We start from the raw sequence: 23127 nt of genomic DNA on the forward strand, positions 1-23127 counted from the left end.
ATGAACCGCACCCCCCTGTCGTCGCTGTCCCTGACGGCGAAGATCTGCGCCACGGCCACCACGCTCGTCGTGCTGAGCCTCGCGGTCACGTCCGCCGTCATCGCCGTGCGCAGCAGCGATTCCGCCGAAGACGCGAGCATGCACCTCGCGCGCACGTCCGCGCGCGAAGCAGCCGCCGCCGTGCAGGCGCAGCTCGGGGCCAAGCTGGGCGCCGTCGCCAACCTCGCCGGCGCCATGAGCACGCTGCGCGCGGGCGACATCGCGCCCACCCGCGAGCAGTCCGCCGCGATGACCCAGGCGACGATCCGCGGTTCGGGCGACTTCATCGGCGGCGCCGTGACGTGGGAACCGAACGCGCTGGACGGCAAGGACGCCGACTACGCGGGCAAGGGCCCCGAATACGATGCGACGGGCCGCTACATGCCGTATTACACGCGCAACACGGACGGCACCATGCACGTGGAACCCATCGTGTGGCCGACGACGCCGGGCGCGAACGACTGGTACGACATCCCGAAGCGCACCGGCAAGGTGTTCTTCACGGAGCCGTACACGTATCCCGTCAACGGCAAGGACATCATGATGGCGTCGCTCGTCGCGCCGATCCTCGTCAAGGGCGAGTTCCGCGGCACGGCCAGCGCCGACTTCCAATTGACGCACCTGGGCGAGATCCTCGGCGCGATCCGCGTCCTCGATGGCGGCCACTTGTCGCTCGTGTCGAACGGCGGCCTGTACGCGAGCAACCCGGATGCGGCGAAGACCGGCAAGAAGGCCGCCGACCTGCCGGCCGCCGCGCTGGCCGCCGTGCGCGCGGGCCGGACGTACGAATTCGTCGACGGCGCCCACATGGTGCACCTGCTGCAGCCGCTCCGGCTGCACGAGGACATCGCGCCGTGGGCCATCCAGCTCACATTCCCGCAGAGCGTGGCGACGGCCAGCGCGCGCCAGCTGATCGGCTATTCGCTGTTCGCGTCGCTGATCTGCGCGATCGTCGCCGCGATCGTGATGGTCGCCGTGCAGCGCCGCCTGACCCGCCCGCTGCGCGTGCTCGGCGCCACGATGACGGACCTGGCCGGCGGCAATGCCGACCTGTCGGCCCGCCTCGACGCGCGCGGCCACGACGAACTGGCCCTCATCGCCGCCGGCTTCAACGGCTTCGTGGCAAAAATCCAGGACGTCCTCGTGCAGGTGCGCGCGAGCGCCGGCAGTGTGGCCGCCGCGAGCGTCGAGATCAGCCAGGGCAATATGGACCTGTCGGGCCGCACGGAGCAGCAGGCCGGCGCGCTCGAAGAGACGGCGGCGTCGATGGAACAGCTGACGTCGACCGTGAAGCAGAACGCGGACAATGCCCGCCAGGCGAACCAGCTCGCGTTGTCGGCGTCGGAGACGGCGCAGCGCGGCGGCGCCGTCGTCGCGGAAGTCGTCGGGACGATGGCCGCGATCGACACGGCATCGCGCAGGGTCGTGGACATCATCGGCGTGATCGACAGCATCGCGTTCCAGACGAACATCCTCGCGCTGAACGCGGCCGTCGAGGCGGCGCGTGCGGGCGAACAGGGCCGCGGCTTCGCGGTCGTCGCGTCCGAGGTGCGGGCGCTGGCCCAGCGCAGCGCCGGCGCCGCGAAGGAAATCAAGACCCTGATCGGCGACGCATCCGGCAAAGTGGAGGCGGGCAGCGCGCTCGTGCAGGACGCCGGCCGAACGATGGCCGACGTCGTCGCCAGCGTGCGCCAGGTGAGCGACATCGTCGCCGAGATCACGGCCGCCAGCGCGGAACAGAGCACGGGCATCGGCCACGTCAACCAGGCCATCGTGCAGATGGACGGCACGACGCAGCAGAATGCAGCGCTCGTGGAAGAAGCGGCCGCCGCGGCCGACAGCCTGCATCAACAGGCCGAGCTGCTCGTGGCCCTCGTCGGCGAATTCCGCCTCGATGGCGTCGAGGCTGCGAGCGCGCCGGCTCGTGCCGCGCTGGGCGCGCCGGCACCGCGCAAACTGCTGGCCGCGGCCTGACCGCAAGGCGCTGCGCGTCGCCGGCAACTGGTCTACACTTGCGGATCCAACGATCCGGAGCAGACCGATGTCCAAGCGCGCAGCCCCGCCCACCCACCGACTTGTCCCCGCGCTGGCGGCGCTCGCGTGCGGCCTCGCCCTCGCGACGGGCGCCGCCGCGGCACCGCCGGCGCTGTCCGTCTCTGGCATCCCCGCATTGAGCGACGCGATGCTGTCCTCCGATTACTGGATCCACCGCGCCGCCGCGCCGGACGCGGTGCTGCTCGATGCGCGGGCCACGGCGGCCCAGCGCGCCGCGGCGTACGCTCCTGGCGGCGGTTTCATCGACATCCGCCATCTGCCCGCGCCCCTCACGCACGACGCGGTCGTGGACTGGATCCGCCAGGCGGAGCAATCGCCCGTCAAACTTGCCGTCGACGACATGGGGCGCCCCGTCGGCGCGGATACGCTGCAATCCCTGCGCGACAACAAGGCCGCGAACCGCATCGCCGCCACGGCGCCGGCCCGCTACGGCCTGGCCGTGCGCCGTGCCGCGATGCGCACGCTGCCGTCGGACCGCGCGTTCTACGCGGCCGCCGACCAGCGCGACTACGAAAGCCTGACCGCCGGCACGCTGTTCCCCGGCGAACCCCTGCTCATCGCGCACGCGAGCGCGGACGGGCGCTGGCTGCTCGCCGTGACGACGCAGGGTCCGGCCTGGGTGCACCGCGACGACATCGCCGAAGGCGCGGCCGACGCCGTGTTCGGCTATGCGGACAAGGCACCGGGCCGCGTCGTCACGGGCGACCACGTCCGCACCGTCTTTACGCCGGAGCTGCCGGCCGTCTCGGCACTGGATCTCGACATGGGCGTCGCGCTGCCACGTGCGGACGTGGCGGCGGACGCCCCCGTCAACGGCGCGAGCCCGTACGCATCGTGGGCCGTGCAGCTGCCAGTGCGCGAAGCCGACGGCACGCTGGCGTTCCGTCCCGCGCTGATCCGGCGCAGCGCCGACACCGCGCCGGGCTATCTGCCGCTCACGCGCGCCAACATCATCCGGCAGGCCTTCAAATTCCTCGGCGAGCGCTATGGCTGGGGCCACCAGTTCGACGCCCGCGATTGCAGTCGCCTCGTCAGCGAAACCTACCGCAGCACGGGCATCCTGCTGCAGCACAGCTCCGCGCTGCAGGGCACGACGACGGCCGTGCGCCACCGCCTGTTCACGGACAAGGACACGCACGCATCGCGCGTGGAGGCGCTGCGGCAGGCGCAGGTCGGCGACCTCGTCGTCGTGCCGGGCCACGTCCTGATGATCATCGGTCACGTCGACGGTGAGCCGTACGTGATCCAGGATGTGCCATATGCCGTGTTCAAGGATCCGGCCAGCGGGCAGATGCGCCGCACGAAGCTGAACCAGGTGTCCGTGACGCCGCTGCTGCCGCTGTACGCGGACGACACGACGTTGTACGTGGACGCGATGACGAGCCTCGTGCAGCCGACGCGGCGCTGACCGGCCGGCTACGCGCCCTGCGCGTTGCTGCTATGCTTCGGACGGCGCGGCCCGCCGGGGTCGCATCTAATATGAAGTCGCCGTAGGAGGTCGCGTGCTGCTCGCGTTTGCCGTTTTACTCGTATTCCAGTGTCTCGGAGAAGGGCTCGTATTCCTGACCGGGTTCCCGGTGCCCGGTCCCGTCGCCGGCATGCTGCTGTTGCTCGTGGCGCTCGTCGCGTATCCGCGGCTGCACGAGACCGTCGAGGCGGGCGCCAACGAGCTGCTGCGCCATTTGTCGCTGCTGTTCGTGCCAGCCGGTGTCGGGATCGTCGTGGCGGCCGCCAGCGGCAACGGGCACTGGCTGGCGATCTGCGCGGCGGTCGTCGGCAGCACGTTGCTCACCTTGGCCGTCACGGCGCTCGTGCTGCAGGCGCTGACACCCGCGCACAAGAAGGGGCGGGGCGATGTTTAGTTTCCACGAACTCACCCATTTCTGGGTCTACCTGTCGGCCTCGCCCCTGCTGGGCCTGACCGTCACGTTGTGCGCCTATCTATTCGCGCAATGGGTGTACGCGCGCTGCGGGTTTTCGCCGCTGGCGAATCCCGTCGCCATCGCGATCGCGCTCGTGAGCCTGGTGCTCGCGGCGAGCGGGATGTCGTACCAGCGCTATTTCGCCGGTGCGCAATTCGTCCACTTCCTGCTGGGGCCCGCCACCGTCGCCCTCGCAGTGCCGCTCGCGCGCCAGGTGCCGCGGCTGCGGCGCAGCCTGTTTCCCCTCGCGTGCGCGCTGCTGTGCGGCTGCGTCACGGCGATCGTCAGCGCCGTCGGCATCGCCATGCTGATGGGCGCGTCGCCGGAACTCGCGCGGTCGCTGGGGCCGAAGTCGGCCACCTCGCCCATCGCGATGGCCATCTCCGAACACCTGGGCGGCCTGCCGGCGCTGACCGCCGTCCTCGTCGTCGGCACCGGCATCTTCGGCGCCGCCACGGCGCGCTTCCTGATGGCCGCGCTGCGGATCGAGTCGCAGGCGGCGCAGGGCCTCGCGCTGGGCGTCGCCGCGCACGGCATCGGCACGGCGCGTGCGTTCCAGGTCAGCCCGGAGATGGGCGCCTATGCGGGCCTCGGCATGGGTTTGAACGGTGTGCTCACGGCCTTGCTGGCACCGTGGCTCGTGCCGCTGCTGCTCGGCTGGTTCGGCCAATGAGAAACCCGCCACCGCGCGCGGACGCGGTGGCGGGCGAGGCGAGGACACGAGGTCCCGCCGGGGAGCGCATGCGGCTTGCGCCGCTGCGGCAGGAACGGTAACGCAGCGGCTCGCGCCGCAGCGGAAACTTCAAGCCGGCTGCTTGCGCGTGAACGCGCGCGCGGCGAACAGGGCGCTCGCGACGCCCACGACGATGGCGGCCGTGCTGCCGGAGAAGGCGACGGCCGTGTTCTTCGCGATCTTGCCGGCCTTCGGCGTCACCAGTTCCAGGCGGCGCTTCGTCATCTGCACGCCCAGCTCGGACAGGCGGTCACGGCTCAGCGCCTGCTCCGCTTCCGGCAGCAACACCGTTTCCTCGTCGGCCACGTGGTGCTGCACGTCGCGCATCAGTTCGAACACGAGGTCGTCGTGGCGCGGCGATGTCGGATCGGTGCGGCGCAATTCCGCGATGACGGCGCGCATCTCGTCATGTTCCGGCACGCTCTTGTCCATGACTTTCTGGTCGTGGGTGCGTTCGCGCATGACGGGATAAAAGATTTCCTCTTCGAGCGTCGCGTGAATTTCCAGCGCGTCGCAGATCGTTTCGGCCAGCGCCTTCTTGACGCTCGGACGCTTGTCGCGGGTGTACTGGTGGAACGTCACCATCACGTGCGAGTGATCGAAACGGATCATGTCGGTGATGGACGGACTGAGTTTTTTCAGGGAAAACATGAGCGTCTCCTGTGTGCAGTGTCGTCGGGATAGATGCATGGTAGTGCGCGCGCTAGCGCTGCCGCGTAGGAGGGCGGCGCACCATCCTGTCGGCCGATGACGCATGGGATACGAGGTCCGGGCCTGCAATCGGCGTACCGTCGGTTCGGCAGGTCGTCGCTTCGACTCCTACACAGACACGGCTTCGTTTCTGACGTCGGCGTTCCGTAACACTGCGAAGATGACGGCAGGTCCGCGCGATCACGCAGAACGCGTGGCGCGCGGCCATCCAATCACACTCTGGAGGGATCGGAATGTTTGCACACAACAAGCGCCTGCAATACACCGTGCGCGTCAATGAGCCGAATCCGGGTCTGGCCAACCTCATGCTCGAACAGTTCGGCGGCCCGCAGGGCGAACTGGCCGCCGCGATGCGCTACTTCACCCAGGCCGTCAGCGAGGACGATCCGGGCCGCAAGGACATGCTGTTCGACATCGCGACGGAAGAACTGAGCCACCTCGAGGTGATCGGCCACATCGTCGCCATGCTGAACAAGGGCGCGAAGGGCGAGCTCGCGGAAGCCGTCGACAGCGAGGCCGACCTGTACAAGAAGATCCAGGGTGCCGGCAACGACAGCCACGTGACGCAAGTGCTGTACGGCGGCGGCCCCGCGCTCGTGAACTCGGCCGGCGTGCCGTGGACGTCGGCCTATATCGACACGATCGGCGAGCCGACGGCCGACCTGCGCTCCAACATCGCCGCCGAGGCGCGCGCCAAGATCGTCTACGAGCGCCTGATCGCGCTGACGGACGACCCCGGCGTGAAGGAGGCGCTGGGCTTCTTGATGACGCGCGAGATCGCGCACCAGAAATCGTTCGAGAAGGCGCTGTACGCGATCACCCCGAATTTCCCTCCGGGGAAAATGCCGGGCGACCCGCGCTTCGCCAACACGTATTTCAATATGTCGCAGGGTCCCGGTGAGGTGCGCGGTCCGTGGAACCAGGGCGAGAACTGGGACTTCGTGACGGACCGCGACAAGCAGATAGCCGTCGACGGCGGCTCGGGCGAGGCGGAGGTCAAGCTGCCGGCCAAGGACGTCGACATTCTGCGCCAAATGGCCGAGCGGACGATGTCCGATCCGGGCTCCGACCCGCAGACCGGGGCGGAACTGGGCATGGGAAACCAGACCCTGGCCGACGGCCGGACCGTGAGCCCGGGGGTAAAGCCGAGCCCCGGGTCGCCGCCGCTGCACTGATGCCGCTAATCCATCCGTTCAGGCGGCGCCCGCCTGGACGGATGGCCGGCGCGCCGACGAGGCGAGCCACGCCGCGTCGGCGAACGGCATCGGTTTTCCGAACAGCCAGCCCTGGGCGTAGTGCACGTCGTGGGTGCGCAGGAACGCCGCCTGCGCTTCGCTCTCGACACCTTCCGCGATCATTCGCAGGTCGAGCGTGCGGGCCATCGCCATGATGTGGCCGACGACCTGGCTCGTCGGCGCGTCCGTGCCGATCGCCTCGATGAAGGAACGGTCGATCTTGAGGAAGTCCAGGTCGAGCGTTTCCAGATACGACAGGCTCGAATAGCCGGTGCCGAAATCGTCGATCGCGACTTCGATGCCGCGCCCGCGCAGCGCCGCGATGACGGTGCGGGCCGAATCGAGGTCGAGGAAGCCGCGCTCGGTGATTTCCACGATCAGGTTCGCCGGCCGCGCTCCTGTGCGCGCCAGGAACGTGTCGATCGCGTCCACGATCGCGTGGGAGCGCAAGTCGGCCGGCGCCAGGTTGATCCCGATGTGGAACTCCGGGTGGCGCGCCAGGTAGCCACCGGCGTCCCTTTCGACGAGCTCCAGCACGCGCGCCGTCACGCGCGTGATGAGGCCCGACTGCTCGGCGACGGGAATGAAGAGGTCGGGCCCGATGAGTTCCCCGGTCGGGCGGCGCCAGCGCAGCAGAGCTTCCGCGCCGACGCAGGCGCCGGCACGCAGGTCGAAGAGCGGCTGGTACAGCAAGACGAACTCGTCGCGGCGCAGCCCGGCGCGCAGCGCCGCCGCCATCGACGTCTGGCGGCGCGCCAGCAGCAGGATCGCCGCGGCGGCGGCGAGGCCGGCGAACAGCCCCACGGGAACGAGGCGGCGGGTCGTCGTCGCGACGCGCTGTTCCAGGTGATGCGCAGGCACCGCGGCAACAGCCGCCGTCGACACGAAGCGCTGCGAGCGGACCATCGCGACGAGCCGGTCTCCGGCAACGAAGGTGACGGCATCGCGCGTGCCCAGGCGCGCGAGCCACGCGGGATCCACGCGGCCGCGCGCCATCAGCGTGCGTCCGGCCTCCAGGTGCAGTACCTCCAGCGTGACGTCCGGCACGGCCGTCCAGATGTCGAGCGGCAGGTCGCGGTGCACGAGGACGATGATGCCGCCGCGCGCGAGGCCCAGCAGCGGGTTCGGTCCGCCGGCCACGAGCGGCACGACGTCGTACACGAAGACGCCGCGCGACGTGCGGAACGCGGGCTTGTCGAGGGCCACCGGCGGACCGCCCTGCGAGGAACATTCCATCGTGCCGTCGCGCACATGGCCGACGGCTTGTATATAGCTGGACGTGAGGTCGATTTCGCGCATCGCGGCTCGGGCGCGTTCCGTGCACGAGGCCAGGCCGGCGCGTTCCAGCTGCACGATGGCGTCCAGCGCCTGGCCCACCGTCTCGTCCGTACGATGCAGCACGTCTTGCGCATAATTCAGCGCGAGGCCGGCTTCCGTGTCGTAGGCCTGCCGCCGCGCTTCGTGCAACGCGAGCCACGGCGGCCCGGCCGCCGCCAGCGCGGCCGCCAGCAGGGTCAGGACGAACGTCGCCCGTCTGCGCATCGCTCCTCCGTCGTCTTTCTCTTGTTATCGGGGGTGTTCAGTATAGCCGCCGGGGCGGCGGCCGCAAAAAAATGCCCCGGCGAACCGGGGCATAAGCTCTGCTTCCTTCAAACAGTGAATCAGTTGCGGATCTCCAGCGCCCGGTTCAGGCTCAGCGCGGCCAGCGATCCGACGGCGCCGGACAGCAGGTACAGGCTGACGTAGCCCAGGCCGAAGTTCGCCGCGAGGCCCAGCGCCACGAGCGGGGCGAAGGCTGCGCCCACGAGCCAGGCGAGGTCGGACGTCAGCGCGGCGCCCGTGTAGCGGTACTGCGGCAGGAAGTTCGACGTCACGGCGCCGGAGGCCTGGCCGTACGACAGGCCCAGCAGCAGGAAGCCGATGAGGATGAACGCGTTCTGGCCGGCCACGCCGCCGTCCATCAACGTCGGGATGAAACCGGAGAACAGGGCGATCAGCGCGGCCAAGGTGCCCAGCGTGTTGCGGCGGCCGAATTTGTCGGCGATGAGGCCGGAGGCCAGCACGCCCACGATGCCCAGCCCCGCGCCCATGATCTGGACCTGCAGGAAGTCGGCCATCGAGCGGGTGTCATAGAGCTGGATCCACGACAGGGGGAATACGGTGACAAGGTGGAACAGCGCATAGCTGCACAGGGCGGCGAGGGCGCCGATGACGATGTTCGTACCCTGGTTGCCGATCACTTCGCGGGCCGGGGCCGGGTCGAGCTCATGCTCGTCCAGCAGGTGCGTGTAGTCCGGCGTCGAGACGAGGCGCAGGCGGGCGAAGAGGGCGACGACGTTGATCGCGAACGCCACGTAGAACGGGTAGCGCCAGCCCCACACGAGGAAATCGTCCTGCGACAGCTGCGCCATCAGGTAGGAAAACAGCCCCGCCGCGATGATGAATCCCGTTGGTGCGCCAAGTTGTCCCAACATCGCGTACCATCCCCGCTTGTTCTCGGGTGCGTTCAGTGCGAGCAGCGACGGCAGCCCGTCCCACGACCCGCCCTGGGCCACGCCCTGGCCGATGCGCAGGATGGCCAGCGAGACGATCGACCACTCGCCCCAGCGGGAGTACGTGGGCAGCATCGAGATGGCGACCGTCGCCGAGCCCATCAGGAACAGCGCGATCGTCAGCTTGATCTCGCGGCTGTAATGACGCTGGATTGCCATGAAGACAAGTGACGCGATCGGTCGCGCGACGTACGCCAGCGCGAAGATGGCGAAGGAATACAGCGTGCCCTCCAGCCGGTCGGCGAACGGGAAGAACACGGCGGGAAACACGAGCACCGAAGCGATCGCATAAACAAAGAAGTCGAAGTATTCGGAAGCGCGGCCGATGACGACACCGACCGCGATCTCGCCCGGGGCAATGTTCGTGTCGCGGGTGTTGATGTTCCGGGCCCCGGAGTGGGGTGCTGTGATGGGAGCGGCTCCTGCGCCGCCGTAGGTATTCGGGGTGCCTTGCATGTCTTCGTCTCCTTATTTGCCGACGGCCCTTGGCCCCTCAAAAAAGCTGCAAAACGGATAAGGGTAGGACAAAACGTCCAATCGCCAAACGCACGCCGTTGGCGTTACATTAGCATGTTATTTTTCCCATGTAACGTAAAACACAAAGCATGATTCCAAAGACCCTCCGTCGCGGAGTGTTCCTCTCCCCACTGTTAGCGGCCCTTGCCGGCTGCAACACGGTGGTGATGAACCCTTCCGGTGACATCGCCAAGCAAGAGGCGGATCTGATCGTCGTTTCGGTGATCCTGATGCTGCTGATTATCGTCCCCGTGATGATCCTGATTATCTGGTTTGCCCGTAAATACCGCGCGAGCAATACCGAAGCGGCCTACGAGCCGGACTGGGACCACTCGACCAAGCTGGAACTGGTCATCTGGGGCGCGCCCCTGCTGATCATCATCGTGCTGGGTCTCGTGACCTGGATCTCGACGCACAAGCTCGATCCGTACCGCCCGCTGGACCGCCTCGCCGAAGGCCGCCCGGTGCCCGCGTCGGCCAAGCCGCTCGTGATCGAGGCCGTGGCGATGGACTGGAAATGGCTGTTCATCTATCCGGAGCAGGGCATCGCCACCGTGAACGAACTGGTCGTCCCCACCGACGTGCCGGTGCGCTTCAAGATCAGCGCGACGTCGGTCATGAATGCGTTCTACGTGCCGGAACTCGCGGGCATGATCTACGCGATGCCGGGCATGGAAACGACCTTGAACGCCGTGCAGAACAAGCCGATCCAGTCGGTGGGCTTCTCCGCCAACTACAGCGGCGCCGGTTACTCGGACATGCGCTTCGGCTACCGTGGCGTGCCCCAGGGCGATTTCAATAGCTGGGTACAGTCGGTCAAGACCGGCAGCGGCGCCAAGCTCGACCGCGCGAACTACCTGACGCTCGAAAAGCCGAGCATCAAGGAGCCGGTGCACCGCTATGCGGCCGTCGACGACGACCTCTACTATCGCGTCCTGAACCGCTGCGTCGCCGACGGCGTCGTCTGCCAGGACAAGATGATGAACGAGGACGCCAAGAAGGCCCGCGAAATGGCGATGCGCAACATGCCACAACACGCGGCAGCGACCCGCCTGGCCCAGGCCAACGGCGAGGTCTGCACCACGCCCAATGATTCCGTAAAGAAGAAGTAATCATGCACGAGCAATTTGACTTAGCGAAGTTGATCTTCGGTCGGCTCAGCTGGGAAGCGATTCCCTACCACGAGCCGATCCTGATCGGTACCTTTATCATGGTGGCACTGGGCGGCATCGTCGGCCTGGCGCTCCTGACCAAATTCAAGCTGTGGGGCTACCTCTGGAACGAGTGGTTCACCAGCATCGACCACAAGAAGATCGGCATCATGTACATGGTGCTGGGTCTCGTGATGTTCCTGCGCGGCTTCGCCGACGCGCTGATGATGCGCGCCCAGCAGGCGTTCTCGTTCGGCGATTCGCACGGCTTCCTGCCGCCGCACCACTACGACCAGGTCTTCACCGCCCACGGCGTGATCATGATTTTCTTCGTGGCGATGCCATTCGTGACGGGCCTGATGAACTACGTCGTGCCGCTGCAGATCGGCGCGCGCGACGTGGCGTTCCCGTTCCTGAACAACTTCTCGTTCTGGATGACGACGGCCGGCGCGATCCTCGTGATGGCTTCGCTGTTCGTCGGTGAATTCGCCCGTACCGGCTGGCTGGCGTTCCCGCCGCTGTCCGGCATCCTGGCGAGTCCGGACGTGGGCGTCGACTACTACATCTGGTCATTGCAGGTGGCGGGTGTCGGCACATTGCTGTCAGGCGTGAACCTGGTCGTCACCATCGTCAAGATGCGCGCACCAGGCATGGACCTGATGAAGATGCCGGTGTTCACCTGGACCGCCCTGTGCACCAACATCCTGATCGTGATGGCCTTCCCGATCCTGACCGCCACCCTGGCCATGCTGGGCCTGGACCGTCTGTTCGACACGCACTTCTTCACGAACGAACTGGGCGGCAATGCCATGATGTACGTGAACCTGATCTGGATCTGGGGCCACCCCGAGGTCTACATCCTGATCCTGCCGGCGTTCGGCATCTACTCGGAAGTCGTCGCGACGTTCTGCAACAAACGCCTGTTCGGCTACTCGTCGATGGTCTATGCGACCGTCGTGATCATGGTCCTGTCGTACCTCGTGTGGCTGCACCACTTCTTCACGATGGGTTCGGGCGCGAGCGTGAACTCGTTCTTCGGCATCACGACGATGATCATCTCGATCCCGACCGGCGCCAAGATCTTCAACTGGCTGTTCACCATGTACAAGGGCCGCATCCGCTATGAACTGCCGATGATGTGGACCGTGTCGTTCATGATCACCTTCATCATCGGCGGCATGACCGGCGTGATGCTGGCGATCCCGTCGGCCGACTTCGTGCTGCACAACTCGCTGTTCCTGATCGCCCACTTCCACAACGTCATCATCGGCGGCGTGCTGTTCGGCCTGTTCGCGGGTGTCAACTACTGGTGGCCGAAGATGTTCGGCTTCCGCCTGGACCGCAAGTGGGGCGTGTACTCGTTCTGGCTGTGGTCGATCGGCTTCTGGGTCGCGTTCACCCCGCCGTACATCCTCGGCTTCATGGGCGTGACCCGCCGCATGAGCCACTTCGACGACCCGTCGATCCACTACCTGTTCCAGATCTCGCTGCTGGGCACCCTGATGATCGCCGCCGGTATCGGCTGCCTGTTGATGCAGATCTTCGTGTCGATCCTGAACCGCAAGGCACTGGCCGACGTCACGGGCGACCCGTGGAATGGCCGCACGCTGGAATGGTCGACGTCGTCGCCGCCGCCGGACTACAACTTCGCGTTCACCCCGGTCGTGCACGACAACGACACGTGGGCCGACATGAAGAAGAACGGCTACAAGCGTCCGCTGAAGGACTACGTCGCCATCCACATGCCGAAGAACACGTGGGCCGGTCCGGTCATCCCTGGCATCACGTTCGTGATGGCATTCGGCATCATCTGGCACATGTGGCTGCTGGTGGGCCTGACCTTCGTCGGCATGCTCGCCGTCGCCATCTACCACACGTTCGATTACAAACGCGACTTCTACATCCCGGCGGACGAAGTGACCCGCACGGAAGAAGAACGCACCCGTTTGCTGGAAGCCCATGTCTGACATTAACGTAACCCACGCCGGCGCCGCGAGCGCCGACCCGAGCTCGCGCTATTACGTGCGCGAGCACCATCCGGAAAACGGCACCTTGCTCGGTTTCTGGATCTACCTGATGAGCGACTGCCTCATCTTCGCCTGCCTGTTCGCGACGTATGCGGTCCTCGGCCGCAACTACGCGGGCGGTCCGTCGGGCGCCGAGATCTTCGAACTGCCGACCGTCGCCCTGAACACGGCGTTCCTGCTGTTCTCGTCGATCACGTACGGCTTCGCCATGCTGGCCGCGCAGAAGAAGAACGTGAAGGGCACCCAGATGTGGCTGCTCGTCACGGGCATCTTCGGCGCCTGCTTCCTGTTCCTGGAACTGCAGGAATTCGCGCACCTGATCCACGAAGGCAACGGCCCGTGGCGTTCGGGCTTCCTGACCGCGTTCTTCTCGCTGGTCGGCACGCACGGCCTGCACGTGACCTTCGGTATCGTGTGGCTCGTCACGCTGATGGTCCAGGTCGGCAAGCACGGCATCAACGCCGCCAACTACCGCCGCCTCGCCTGCCTGTCGATGTTCTGGCACTTCCTGGACGTCATCTGGATCGGCGTGTTCACCTATGTCTACCTGATGGGAGTTCTGCCATGAGCGATCTTCACCACGCCCACGGCCACCACGACCACCATGGTCACGGCCACCACGACGACGACCACCTGCATGCCCACGGCAGCTTCAAGGATTACACGATCGGCTTCATCCTGTCCGTGATCCTGACGGCGATCCCGTTCTGGGTCGTGATGACCCACCAGCTGGCACCGGGCACGACGAAATTCGTCATCCTCGGCTTCGCCGCCGTGCAGGTCGTCGTGCACATGGTGTACTTCCTGCACATGAACTCGAAGTCGGAAGGCGGCTGGAACATGATGGCGCTGATCCTCACCGTCATCCTGCTGTTCATCGTGCTGACCGGCTCGGTCTGGGTCATGTACCACATGAACGCCAACATGATGCCCAATATGGGCAACGACGGCGGCGCGGTACACGGCATGCACGACATGCAGTAATGGCGAGGGACGATTCCGCGGCAGCGCCGGCCCGCCGGCACCGGGTTGCTTCTCCGTTGCTGGCGGCGAGCGCGCTGCTGCTGATCGTCCTCTTTGCCGGTCTGGGCACCTGGCAGGTCTACCGCCTGCAATGGAAACTGGACCTCATCGCACGCGTGAACGCACGCGTGCACGCCGCCCCGGCGCCTCCGCCGCCGCGCGAACGCTGGGCCGGCATCACTCCCGCTTCCGACGAGTACCGCCACGTCGCGCTGCGCGGAACTTATCTCTACGATCTCACGACCCCCATCCAGGCCCTCACGGAAGAGGGCAGCGGCTACTGGCTGCTCACGCCGATGTGCACGGCGGAGGGCGCGATCGTCATCGTCAACCGCGGCTTCATTCCCGCCGAGCTGGGCGCACGCACGCGCTACACGCCGCGGCGCGCATCCGGCGATCCCTGTGCGGACGCCCATGGCGCTGCGGCTGACGTCACGGGGCTGCTGCGCGCGAGCGAGCATGGCGGCGCCTTCACACGGACGAACGACCCGGCCGCGGGCCGCTGGTACACGCGCGACGTGGGCGCCATCGCCGCCGCGCGAGGACTCGTCGGTGCGCGCGCCGTAGCACCGTTCTTCGTCGATGCGGCCGCGCGCCAGAATCCGCCGGACAGTCCCGACCAGCCCGTCGGCGGCCTCACCGTCGTGAATTTCCCGAACAGCCACCTCGTGTACGCCATCACTTGGTATGCTCTCGGTTTGATGGTCGCAGGCGCATGGTGGTGGGTCGCGCGCGGCCACGGCCGGGAACACGAGGACGATGAACGACACGACTGATCTGTTGAAGCGCATGGTCGAGCGGGGCGCCGACAAGGCTGTCGACGCCGTGGCGCAGCGCGCCCGCACGGCGTCCGCCGCCGACGTCGAATACGTCGCGGGCCACAAGAACATGCTGCAGCTGATCGAGCTGCGCTGGATCGCCGTCATCGGCCAGGTCACGACCATCGCCGGCGCGATCCTCGTGTTCGACGTGCGGCTGCCGCTCGTGCAGATGCTCGAGGTGCTCGCGTGCCTGATCGCCTTCAACATCGCCAGCCATCTGCGCTGGCACGAACACCGGCCCGTCACGAACAGCGAGTTGTTCCTCGCCTTGCTCGTCGACGTGGCCAGCCTCACGATGCAGCTGTACCTGTCCGGCGGAACGACGAACCCGTTCGCGTTCCTGTACCTGCTGCAGGTGATCCTGTCCGCGGTGCTGCTGGAAGCGTGGTCCACGTGGACCATCGTCGCCATCACGCTCGCGTGCCTCGCGGGCCTGTCCGTGTTCGCGAAGCCGCTCGCGCTGCCGTTCGACCACGCGCGCGGCATCTCGAGCCTGTACGTGCAGGGCATGCTGATCTGCTTCACGTTGAACGCGGCGCTGCTCGTCGTGTTCATCTCGCGCATCACGAACACGTTGAAGGGCAAGGCCGCGCAGCTTGCCGACCTGCGCCAGCGCGCCGCGGAGGAAGAGCACATCGTCAGGATGGGCCTCCTCGCGTCGGGCGCCGCGCACGAACTGGGGACGCCATTGGCGACGCTGTCCGTGATCCTCGGCGACTGGAAGCGCATGCGCGAATTCAAGGCGAACCCCGACCTGCTGGATGAGATCACGGAAATGGAAACGCAGCTCAAGCGCTGCAAGTCCATCGTGAGCGGCATCCTGCTGTCGGCCGGCGAGGCGCGCGGTGAATCCGCGGTGCGTACGACGATCCGCGGCTTCCTCGACAAGCTCGTCGAGGAATGGCAGCACAGCCGGCCCGTGCGCGAATTCGACTACCGCAACCGCATCGAGCACGACCTGCCCGTCGCATTCGACTCCGCATTGAAACAAATGATCGACAACGTGCTGGACAACGCGCTGGAAGCCTCGCCCGACTGGGTCGGTGTGGAAGCGAAGGTGTCGGACGGCACGCTGGCACTGACCGTGCTCGATCGCGGCCCCGGCTTCGCCCCGGCGATGCTGGCCCAGTTCGGCAAACCGTACCAGTCCAGCAAAGGCCGCCCCGGCGGCGGCCTGGGCCTGTTCCTCGTCGTGAACGTGGCCCGCACCTTGGGCGGGACGGTGCAAGCGGTGAACCGCCCGGAAGGCGGCGCCGCCGTCACGCTGACGTTGCCGCTGTCCGCGATCGCGCTCGACAAGGATGTCCACCATGCCCCATGAAGAAGATGATGATGATCGCCTCCTGTTGATCATCGAAGACGACGACGCATTCGCCCGCACGCTGGGCCGCTCGTTCGAACGGCGCGGCTACAAGGTGCTGCAGGCGCCGGGCCTCGACGAGGCGCAGGAACTGCTGAAGGACCATACGCCCAACTATGCCGTCGTCGACCTGAAATTGAAGGGCAACAGCTCCGGGCTCGCGTGCGTGCAGATGCTGCATGCGCACGACCCGGACATGCAGATCGTCGTGCTGACGGGCTTCGCCAGCATCGGCACCGCCGTCGAGGCGATCAAGCTGGGCGCCTGCCAATACCTCGCGAAGCCGTCGAACACCGATGACATCGAAGCCGCGTTCGGCCACGTCGCGGGCAATACGGACCTGGAACTGACGAACCGCTCCACGTCGATCAAGACCCTGGAATGGGAACGCATCCACGCCGTGCTGGCCGAGACGGACTTCAACATCTCGGAAGCGGCGCGCCGGCTCGGCATGCACCGCCGCACGCTCGCGCGCAAGCTGGAAAAACAGCGCGTGAAGTAAGCGGCGCGCCCGTGCTACATTGCCGGCTTTACCGGACACACGCGATGACCCCTATGCTCCTCCAATCCCGCACCGGCGCGCTGGCCGCGGCGCTGCTGCTGGCCGGCTGTGCCGGCCTCGGCCCGCAGCAGCCGCCCGCAGCGGCGTTCGTCGTCATCGGCGCGGACGGCGCCGCGCAGGCACGCGCCATCACGACGGCACGCAGCTGCCCCGCGATCACCATCGACGGCCGCACGGCGCCGATGGCGGTGCGCGCGCCGTTCGGGCCGATCCCGGCGCGCGGCAAGGGCCATAGCGCGAGCTTTCATCCGGACGCGCCATCGAGCCCCGTCCTGTCTTGCGAGACGACGATCCCCGCTGGGAGCATGCACGTGGAAGTCGCCGGCCAGGCGCTGCCGCTGTCGAAGGCGGAGGTGACGCGCATCGTCGTGATCGGCGACACGGGCTGCCGCCTGAAGGGCAAGGAATTCCAGGACTGTAACGACCCGACCGCGTACCCGTTCGCGCGCGTGGCCGCGAGCGCGGCCGCGTGGAAGCCGGACCTCGTCGTGCACGTGGGCGACTATCACTACCGGGAAGACCCGTGTCCCGCGGACCGGCCCGGTTGCGCGGGCAGTCCGTACGGCTACGGCTGGGACGCGTGGAATGCCGATTTCTTCGCGCCCGGGCGCGCGCTGCTCGCGGCCGCGCCGTGGGTGCTCGCGCGCGGGAACCACGAGACGTGCGCGCGGGGCGGGCAGGGCTGGTGGCGCTTCCTCGACGCCCACGCCTACGACCCGGCCGCGAACTGCGACGATCCTGCCGCCGACGGCCGCGCGGACTACACGGATCCATACGCCGTCCCGCTCGGCGGCGACGCCCAGCTGATCGTGTTCGATACGGCGGACACGAACTGGAAAGGCTTTGCGCCCGGCGACGCGCGCATCCAGCGCTATGCCGAGACGTGGCGCAAGATCGACCGGCTGGCGCGGCAGCGGCGCCACAACATCGCCGTCGACCACCATCCGCTGTACGCGTTCGGCGCGACCCGCGATGCGAAGACGGATGCCGTCACGCTGTTCGGCGGCGACGCCGGCCTGACGCAGGCGTTCGGCGCACTCGACCCGCGCCTGCTGCCGTCGTCGATCGACGTGCTGCTGTCCGGCCACGTGCACTTATGGGAGCAGACGAGCTTTGCGACCGACCACCCGACACAGTTCGTCGCGGGCTTCGCCGGCACGGCGGAAGACATCGTCCCTTTGCCGCGCACGCCGCCGGCCGGGCAGTCGCCCGCGCCCGGCGCCGTGCTCGAGGCACTGAGCTCCTGGATCGACGGCTTCGGATTCATGACGATGGAGCGCACGGGTCCGGACACGTGGCGCGTCGTCGTCCACGACCGCGACGGCCGGGAGCGCAATACGTGCACCGTGACGGGACGCCATTCCCGCTGCGCCGTGCCGCAGGTGTGAAGGTGGCGTGCATAAACTACATTGCCACAAAAGTGATTGCCCGCGATACATCGCTTGTGTCACAATGAGCGTGTGAGCAGGGCAGCGTCCAGCCGCCCCGCGATCAGCGATGAGGATTGCTTGTTTGGGCCCGCGGTGCGCCGCGGGCCATTTTTCATGTGTGCGCGGCGCGCTACATCTGCGACAGCAGCACGTTGCCGCTGGCTTCGTCGGCTTCGAGCAGGGCGATCAGCTTGCCGAGGTCGTGCTCGAGGCGGGACAACGTGGCCGCGTCGAGCGCCGACAGCGCGTCCGGCAGCACGCCGGCAAAGGGCAGCGGCGCGCTGCCCAGCACGTCGGCCCCGGCCGGCTGGATGCGCAGCGACACGCTGCGGCGGTCCGTGCCTTCGCGGCTCGTCGCCACGAGGCCACGTTCGACGAGGCTCTTGATCAGGTTGCTGGCCGTGGACTGGTGGATGTCTAGCTCGCGCGCGAGGTCCGTCACGCCGATGCCGGGGCGGCGATCGATGACGGAGAGCGCCCACAGCTGGGCGCCGCCGACACCCGCCTCGCGCTCGACCTGGCGGAAATGGGTCTTGACGGCATTGAAGACAACGCGGAACTGGCGCAATACCCGGGTCGAAGGTGGCCCCGACGGCGGCGTGTCCGGCTCGGCGGCCGGGTTGGAATGAGAAGACGAGGACATGCAAGAATGATAGCGGAAAACCGGGCGGCCCGCCGCAAAATGACGATCAGACAACGCCACGCGCGGGCTCCACGATGAACGCGGCACCGGACCTGCGCCGCGAACTGGGCGACTGGCGCCTGTGGGCCGTGCGCGCCACGGTGATGCTGCTGGCCGGGGCGGCCGGCCTCACGGTCGTCTGGTTTTCCTGGCTCGCCGACCAGGCGTACGAGCGCTTCCTCGCGCTGCGCGCGCTCGCCTGGTGGAGTCCTCTCATCTGGACGCCCGCGTGCACGGCGCTCGTCGTCTGGTGCACCCGCCGTTACTTCCCGGGCGCCGCCGGCTCCGGCATCCCGCAAGTGATGGCCACCCTCGACACCAAAGTCGGCGACGCGGAGCGCGGCCTGTTCGTGTCGCTGCGCCTGACGATCGCCAAGATCCTGCTCACCGCCGGCGGCCTGCTGGGCGGGCTGTCGCTGGGCCGCGAAGGCCCGTCCGTGCAGATCGCGGCCGGCGTGATGCTGCAGGCCCGCCGGCTGATCCCATCCGGCAGCGCCGTCGGCATCCACGGCCTGCTCGTCGCGGGCGGCGCGGCCGGCATCGCGGCCGCGTTCAACACGCCGCTGGGCGGGGTCATGTTCGCGATCGAGGAATTGGCGCGTGCGCCGGAACAGCGCTCCAGCGGCCTGATCATTGCCGGCATCGTGCTGGCCGGTCTCGTCGGCGTCTCTGCGCACGGCGATGGCGCCTATTTCGGCGTCATCCACGCGCCGAGGGTAGGCCTGTGGCTGTTGCTGCCCGGCCTGCTCGTGGCGATCCTGTCCGGGCTGGCCGGCGGCCTGTTCTCGCGGCTGATGATCGCGTCGCTGTCGAGCGGCGGCAGGGACGTCGCCAGCCGGCTGCGCGCACGCCGGCCCGTGCTGTTCGCGGCCGTGTGCGGGCTCGCGGTCGCCATCATCGGCCTCGCGACGGACGGCGCCGCGTTCGGCTCCGGCTATGCGAGCACGCGCCACATGGTCGAGGGCAGCGCCGCGATGCCGTTCGCGTATGCACCTTTCAAATTCCTCGCCACGTGGCTGACGACGTGGGCCGGCGTACCGGCCGGCATCTTCGCGCCGTCGCTGGCGATCGGCGCCGCGTTCGGCAACGACGTCGCGCTGCTGTTGTACCACGCGCAGGTGCCCGCGCTGATCGCGCTCGGGATGGTCGGCTTCCTCGCGGCCGCCACGCAGGCACCGCTGACTGCCTTCATCATCGTGATGGAAATGGTCGACGGGCATGCCATGGTGTTGAGCCTGATGGCGTGCGCGCTGATCGCGTTCGCCGTCGCACGCCTCATCAGCCGGCCGTTGTACCCGACCTTGGCCAGGATGCAACTGGCCCGGATTCCGGCCCCGGTCGTGGCGCCGGAACCACTCGAAGAGGCGGACTGAAGCGGCACGGCAACAAGAGACGGTCGCGCATGCCCACTATGCTAGGATGGGGCATGCTGACACGGAAAGTGCGCCTCGGCCGCGCCCGCCCGCGGCCTCCGACGCCCGCCGCAGTTCTCACGCTGCTGGCGGGACTGGGCCTTACTGCCGTACTGGTCGTGGGCATGGTGGACGCCGAACGGGAGCGCGCCCGCTCCGAATTCCTGCAGCGTGCCGAAATCCGCAATGCCACCGTCACCCGCAGCTTCGGCGACGCGCTCGACGTGCTGCAGGCGGCGAACGCATTGTTTTCCTCTGTCGGCATCGCGACCCGCGCCGAGTTCGGGGCGTTCGCCCAGCCGCTCCTGGCCAACCACCCCTACCTGCAGGGCGTCGTGTTCCACCGCATGGTGAGCAGCGCGGAACGGCCCGCGTTCGAGGCGGAGAACCGCCGCTTCCGCCCCGACTTCGAAATCCGCGAACGGCGCGTGCGGGGCGGCGAGGTGTCGCTCGTGCGCGCGGCGCCGCGCCCGCGCTATCTCGTCGTGGACTATATCGAACCCATGCGGGGCAACGAAGTCACGTTGGGCTACGATACCTTCTCGTTCGCACCGCACGGCTCCACGTTCATGCGCGCGATCGACACGGCCCGGCCGGCATCGAGCCAGATGCTGCCGCTGCTGCAGCGCGGCGACCACCTCGGCTTTCACCTGATAATGCCCGTGTACCGGCGCGATGCGCCGCTCGACAACGCGGCCGCGCGCAGCGCCGCCGCGCTGGGCGACACGGCCGTCATCATCGACGTGGCCACGCTGGTCGGCTCGACCCTCGAAAAATCGAACATGCTCAACCGCAGTGGCTTGAAGATCGAGTTGTACGGGCCGGGCATGAACGGCCCGCAGCGCGCCTACTTGCATGACTCGCTGGACAAGTCGTTGCAGCCGGCCTGGCAGACGTGGTTCGGCGACGCCGTGTTCACGAACAGCCACCCTTTCCTCGTGGCCGGCATGCCGTGGGAGCTGCGCGTCACGGGACGGTCCAGCGCGATGGCAGGCGGCGCCGGGCCGCTCATGGCGCTGATCCTCGGCTGCCTCGTCAGCATGGCGACGTCCGCCTACGTGCAGAGCCGCGTGAAACGCACGCGCCGCATCGAGGCGCTCGTCGAGAGCCGCACGTCCGACCTGCACGAGGCGCTCGACGCGCTGCGGCTGTACCGCCGCGCCATCGACGCGAGCGCCAATGCCGTCATCCTCGTGAGCGCGACGCGGCCCGGCTATCCGGTCGAATACGTGAACCCCGCGTACGAGCGCATCCGGGCCTATGCCGCGGCCGACGTCATCGGGCGCGGCCTGGCGGAGCTGGGCGCGCGCGAGCCCGACCAGGCCGCCGTGGCCGAGCTGCGCGCCGCCATCCGCGAACGGCGCGAAGGCCATGTGTCGATGCGGCTGTCGTGCGGCGACGGCCGGGATATGCATGCGGAGGTCTACATCGCCCCCGTCAACAACGACGACGGCGTCACGACGCACTTCGTGATGACCCAATACGACGTGACGATGGCCAAGCGCTACGAGGCCGAGCTGGAGGCGCGCGCCCGCTTCGACACGCTGACCGGACTCGCCAACCGTTCGCTGCTGCACGACCGCATCGACAACGCGATCAATATGGCGGCCGGGCGCGGCGCCGTGTGGGTGGCGGCACTCGACCTGGACCACTTCAAGTTCGTCAACGACACGCTGGGGCACGACGCGGGCGACCAGTTGCTGAAGACGGCCGCGCAGCGGATCAGCGCGGCCGTCGAGCGCGCGGACACGGTCGCGCGCACGGGCGGCGACGAATTCGTGCTCGTGCTGCCGGGCCGCGACAACGAGTCCGACGCGGCCGCCACCGTGCGCGCCGTGCTGCAGGCGCTGGCCCATCCGCTGGAGCTGTCCGGGCAGGATCTCGTGCTGACGGGCAGCGCGGGCCTCGCCGCATATCCCGCCGACGGGAGCGACGCGGCGACCTTGATCCAGCATGCGGAAGTGGCGATGTACCGGTCGAAGGAGCTGGGCCGCAACATGGTGCAGTTCTACATGCCGACGATGAACGCCCGCGCCCGCGAACGCCTCGCGCTGGAGGGCGCGCTGCGCAGCGCGCTGCTGCACGACGAGTTCGAGCTGTACTACCAGCCGCAGGTCGACCTGGAGTCCGGCGTCGTCGTCGGGTTCGAGGCGCTGATCCGGTGGCGCCACCCGAGCATGGGCATGGTCCGGCCCGACCGCTTCATCAACCTGGCCGAGGAGACGGGCCTGATCGTCCCCATCGGCGCGTGGGTGCTGCGCACGGCGTGCCGCCAGAACCGCGCGTGGCAGCATGCCGGCTTCGGCCCGCTGCGCATCGCCGTGAACCTGTCGGCGCGCCAGTTCGCCGAACCTAACCTCGTGCCCGAGATCGCGCGCGTGCTCGACGAGACGGGCTTGTCGGCCTCGTGCCTCGAAGTCGAGATCACGGAAAGCCTCGTGATGGGCGACGTCGAAAGCGCGATCCGCACCATGCGCGAACTGAAGCTGATGGGCGTGAAACTGTCGATCGACGACTTCGGCACGGGGTATTCGAGCCTGTCGTACCTGCGCCGCTTTCCCGTCGACGTCCTCAAGATCGACCGCAGCTTCGTGCGCGACATCCCGTTCGACGAGGACGACGCGGCGATGGTCGCCGCCATCATCGAGCTGGCGCGGGGCCTGCGCATGCGCGTGATCGCGGAAGGCGTCGAGACGGAGGCGCAGCTCGACTACCTGCGCCGGCGCGGCTGCGACGAGGTGCAGGGCCACGTGTATGCACAGGCGTCGTCCGGCGCCGACGTCGAGCGCCTGCTGCGCATGGGCCGCCACATGCTGCCGCACAATGCGACCGTATGAGCGCGGCCTAACCGACCGGCCTCGGGCCGTCGGCTATACTTGTCGCCGTATCGACAAGG

General features: G+C 67.8%; 19 protein-coding genes. 15 read left to right on the forward strand and 4 right to left on the reverse strand.

Annotated elements, in window-relative coordinates:
* From NX784_RS01040 to NX784_RS01055, 4 genes are all read left to right on the forward strand, one after another.
* Window positions 1-2013 carry a methyl-accepting chemotaxis protein gene (locus NX784_RS01040; protein ID WP_258814820.1) on the forward strand — a complete coding sequence of 671 codons (2013 nt, stop codon included), beginning with the start codon at window positions 1-3 and terminating at the stop codon, window positions 2011-2013.
* Between the two features lie 67 nt (window positions 2014-2080).
* Window positions 2081-3502, forward strand: coding sequence for an SH3 domain-containing protein (locus NX784_RS01045; RefSeq protein WP_258814821.1), 1422 nt, complete (start codon window positions 2081-2083; stop codon window positions 3500-3502).
* Window positions 3503-3596: 94 nt separating this feature from the next.
* A complete protein-coding gene (locus NX784_RS01050; protein ID WP_258814822.1) occupies window positions 3597-3956 on the forward strand; it encodes a CidA/LrgA family protein in 360 nt (119 codons plus the stop codon).
* Window positions 3949-4689: an LrgB family protein gene (locus tag NX784_RS01055; RefSeq protein ID WP_258814823.1), complete on the forward strand. Its 741-nt coding sequence runs from the start codon at window positions 3949-3951 to the stop codon at window positions 4687-4689. Before NX784_RS01050 ends, NX784_RS01055 begins: the two co-directional genes overlap by 8 nt.
* A 129-nt stretch (window positions 4690-4818) precedes the next feature.
* On the opposite strand, the gene NX784_RS01060 is transcribed toward NX784_RS01055, so the two are convergent.
* Window positions 4819-5400 (reverse strand): hemerythrin domain-containing protein, encoded by a 582-nt coding sequence (locus tag NX784_RS01060; RefSeq protein WP_258814824.1) that lies wholly within the window; start codon window positions 5398-5400, stop codon window positions 4819-4821.
* Window positions 5401-5693: 293 nt separating this feature from the next.
* Between NX784_RS01060 and NX784_RS01065 the strand changes: the two genes are divergently transcribed.
* A complete protein-coding gene (locus NX784_RS01065) occupies window positions 5694-6635 on the forward strand; it encodes a manganese catalase family protein (protein ID WP_258814825.1) in 942 nt (313 codons plus the stop codon).
* An 18-nt stretch (window positions 6636-6653) separates the two neighbouring features.
* Here the strand turns inward: NX784_RS01065 and NX784_RS01070 are convergent, their stop codons facing one another.
* Entirely contained in the window at window positions 6654-8237 is a 1584-nt protein-coding gene (locus tag NX784_RS01070; RefSeq protein WP_258814826.1) for an EAL domain-containing protein, read from the reverse strand.
* A gap of 119 nt (window positions 8238-8356) precedes the next feature.
* Window positions 8357-9703, reverse strand: coding sequence for an MFS transporter (locus NX784_RS01075; RefSeq protein ID WP_166859213.1), 1347 nt, complete (start codon window positions 9701-9703; stop codon window positions 8357-8359).
* A gap of 149 nt (window positions 9704-9852) precedes the next feature.
* On the opposite strand from NX784_RS01075, the gene cyoA reads away from it, so the two are divergent.
* Genes cyoA through NX784_RS01115 form a run of 8 tightly spaced genes read left to right on the forward strand, consistent with a single transcriptional unit; the run spans window position 9853 to window position 18095 of the window.
* Window positions 9853-10875 (forward strand): ubiquinol oxidase subunit II, encoded by a 1023-nt coding sequence (cyoA, locus tag NX784_RS01080; RefSeq protein WP_258814827.1) that lies wholly within the window; start codon window positions 9853-9855, stop codon window positions 10873-10875.
* Between the two features lie 2 nt (window positions 10876-10877).
* Window positions 10878-12881, forward strand: coding sequence for a cytochrome o ubiquinol oxidase subunit I (cyoB, locus tag NX784_RS01085; RefSeq protein WP_258814828.1), 2004 nt, complete (start codon window positions 10878-10880; stop codon window positions 12879-12881).
* Window positions 12874-13509, forward strand: a complete 636-nt coding sequence (cyoC, locus tag NX784_RS01090) for a cytochrome o ubiquinol oxidase subunit III (RefSeq protein WP_258814829.1) — start codon at window positions 12874-12876, stop codon at window positions 13507-13509. Before cyoB ends, cyoC begins: the two co-directional genes overlap by 8 nt.
* The gene (gene cyoD, locus NX784_RS01095) at window positions 13506-13925 is read left to right on the forward strand and encodes a cytochrome o ubiquinol oxidase subunit IV (protein ID WP_258814830.1); all 420 of its coding nucleotides are present in this window, start codon (window positions 13506-13508) and stop codon (window positions 13923-13925) included. The genes cyoC and cyoD overlap by 4 nt, the downstream gene beginning before the upstream one ends.
* On the forward strand, window positions 13925-14740 hold the full coding sequence (locus NX784_RS01100) for an SURF1 family protein (RefSeq protein WP_258814831.1): 816 nt from the start codon (window positions 13925-13927) through the stop codon (window positions 14738-14740). Before cyoD ends, NX784_RS01100 begins: the two co-directional genes overlap by 1 nt.
* A gap of 13 nt (window positions 14741-14753) precedes the next feature.
* Window positions 14754-16106, forward strand: a complete 1353-nt coding sequence (locus tag NX784_RS01105; RefSeq protein WP_258815069.1) for an ATP-binding protein — start codon at window positions 14754-14756, stop codon at window positions 16104-16106.
* On the forward strand, window positions 16096-16647 hold the full coding sequence (locus NX784_RS01110) for a response regulator transcription factor (protein WP_258814832.1): 552 nt from the start codon (window positions 16096-16098) through the stop codon (window positions 16645-16647). The genes NX784_RS01105 and NX784_RS01110 overlap by 11 nt, the downstream gene beginning before the upstream one ends.
* A 53-nt stretch (window positions 16648-16700) precedes the next feature.
* Complete coding sequence (locus NX784_RS01115) at window positions 16701-18095, forward strand: metallophosphoesterase family protein (protein WP_258814833.1); 1395 nt, start codon at window positions 16701-16703, stop codon at window positions 18093-18095.
* A 172-nt stretch (window positions 18096-18267) separates the two neighbouring features.
* On the opposite strand, the gene NX784_RS01120 is transcribed toward NX784_RS01115, so the two are convergent.
* Window positions 18268-18780 (reverse strand): MarR family winged helix-turn-helix transcriptional regulator, encoded by a 513-nt coding sequence (locus NX784_RS01120; RefSeq protein ID WP_258814834.1) that lies wholly within the window; start codon window positions 18778-18780, stop codon window positions 18268-18270.
* A 74-nt stretch (window positions 18781-18854) separates the two neighbouring features.
* Between NX784_RS01120 and NX784_RS01125 the strand changes: the two genes are divergently transcribed.
* Window positions 18855-20192: a chloride channel protein gene (locus NX784_RS01125; RefSeq protein WP_258814835.1), complete on the forward strand. Its 1338-nt coding sequence runs from the start codon at window positions 18855-18857 to the stop codon at window positions 20190-20192.
* 53 nt (window positions 20193-20245) lie between these two features.
* Window positions 20246-23068, forward strand: a complete 2823-nt coding sequence (locus NX784_RS01130; protein ID WP_258814836.1) for a bifunctional diguanylate cyclase/phosphodiesterase — start codon at window positions 20246-20248, stop codon at window positions 23066-23068.
* The last annotated feature ends 59 nt before the right edge of the window (window positions 23069-23127 follow it).

The sequence above is a fragment of the Massilia pinisoli genome (assembly GCF_024753285.1).
Lineage (GTDB): Bacteria > Pseudomonadota > Gammaproteobacteria > Burkholderiales > Burkholderiaceae_D > Telluria > Telluria pinisoli.